This window comes from Sphingomonas sp. CCH9-F2, assembly GCF_001556735.1.
In the GTDB taxonomy this organism is placed as follows: Bacteria; Pseudomonadota; Alphaproteobacteria; order Sphingomonadales; family Sphingomonadaceae; genus Sphingomonas; species Sphingomonas ginsenosidimutans.
Map to the genome: position 1 here is coordinate 1 of NZ_LSJO01000609.1, position 1,274 is coordinate 1,274.

Annotated in this window: 2 protein-coding genes; one reads left to right on the plus strand and one right to left on the minus strand. The window is 72.0% G+C overall.

The features are described from left to right. The first annotated feature begins 119 nt into the window (after positions 1-119). A complete protein-coding gene (locus AX685_RS17035) occupies positions 120-830 on the plus strand; it encodes an SDR family NAD(P)-dependent oxidoreductase (RefSeq protein WP_066490704.1) in 711 nt (236 codons plus the stop codon). Here the strand turns inward: AX685_RS17035 and AX685_RS17040 are convergent. Further along, positions 827-1,274, minus strand: a 448-nt coding sequence (locus tag AX685_RS17040; protein ID WP_443026268.1) for an aldose epimerase family protein, incomplete at its 5' end; no start/stop codon positions are given. The genes AX685_RS17035 and AX685_RS17040 overlap by 4 nt on opposite strands.

The following is a 1,274-nucleotide window of genomic DNA, read 5'->3' on the forward strand; positions in this document are numbered from 1 at the left end:
GTGCTGGAGGGGGCGGGGCTGGGCGTGACGATCGACGAAGCGCGCGTGCGCGAGGCCGCGAAGGACGCGCACCGCTGGCGCAACCCGGTGTGGCGCGGGCGCGACGGGTCGCTGCGCGAATGGTGAGCGGGGCGACGGAGGGCGCGCGCGTCGCGCTGGTCACTGGCGCCGCGGGCGGGATCGGCGGCGCGGTGGTGCGCGGCCTGCGCGCCGACGGGCTGACGGTGGTGGCCGCGGACCATGTCGCGATTGCGGACGATCCCGACAGCCTGGCCGCCGACCTCGCCGATCCGGCCGCGCCGGCGCAGCTGGTCGCCGCGACGGTGGCGCGGTTCGGTCGGCTCGACGTGCTGGTCAATGTCGCGGGGGTGATGATCTTCAAGCCGATCGCGGCGCATGACGCGGCCGACTGGCAACGGGTGCTGGCGGTCAATCTGGTGGCGCCCGCGCTGCTGACCGCGGCGGCATGGCCGGTGCTGCGCGCGGGTGCGTCGATCATCCATATCGCGTCGGTCCATGCGCGGCGGACCTCGCCCGACGTCGCGTCCTATGCCGCGTCCAAGGCCGCGCTGGTCAGCCTGACGCGCACGACCGCGATCGAGGGACGCGAACGCGGCATCCGCTGCAACGCGGTGCTGCCGGGCGCGATCGACACCGCGATGCTGCGCGACAGCCCGAACATCCGGTCGGGCAAGGAGAAGATCGATCCCGCCGACATCGGCCAGCCGGACGATATCGCGGCGGTGGTGCGCTTCCTTGCCTCCGACGCGGCGCGGTTCGTCACCGGCGAGGATATTGTCGCGGACGGCGGGCGGATGGGCGCGCTCTAAGCGGTATCGAAGCGCAGCAGCGTTTCGGACCGATACAGGTCGCCCGGATCGAGGCGGGTTGAGGGGAAATGCGCGTGGTGCAGCGCGTCCGGCCACCCTTGCGTTTCCAAACACAGCGCCGCGTGCGGGCGATAGCCGTCGCATAGCGCGTTGCCGGTATAGAGCTGGATGCCCGGCTGGTCGGTCGACAGCCACATCCGCCGCCCGCTGTACGGATCGACCAGCAGCGCGTCGCGCGGCGGCGACAGGCAGAAATTGTGGTTGTAGCCGTGCTGCGCGACGATCGCTGGGTCGTCGCCGTCCAGCCCGTCGCCGACGCGGCGCAGCGTGCGGAAATCAAACGGCGTACCCTGGACCGGGGCGAGCGTGCCGAGCGGTATCCCCGCCGCATCGATCGGTAGCACGGCATCGGCGGCGATGCGCAGCCGATGATCGTGGATCGTC

Coding starts and splice junctions, on each gene's coding strand:
- AX685_RS17035 (WP_066490704.1), top strand. CDS start 120: ATGGTGAGCGGGGCGACGGAGGGCGCGCGCGTCGCGCTGGTCACTGGC.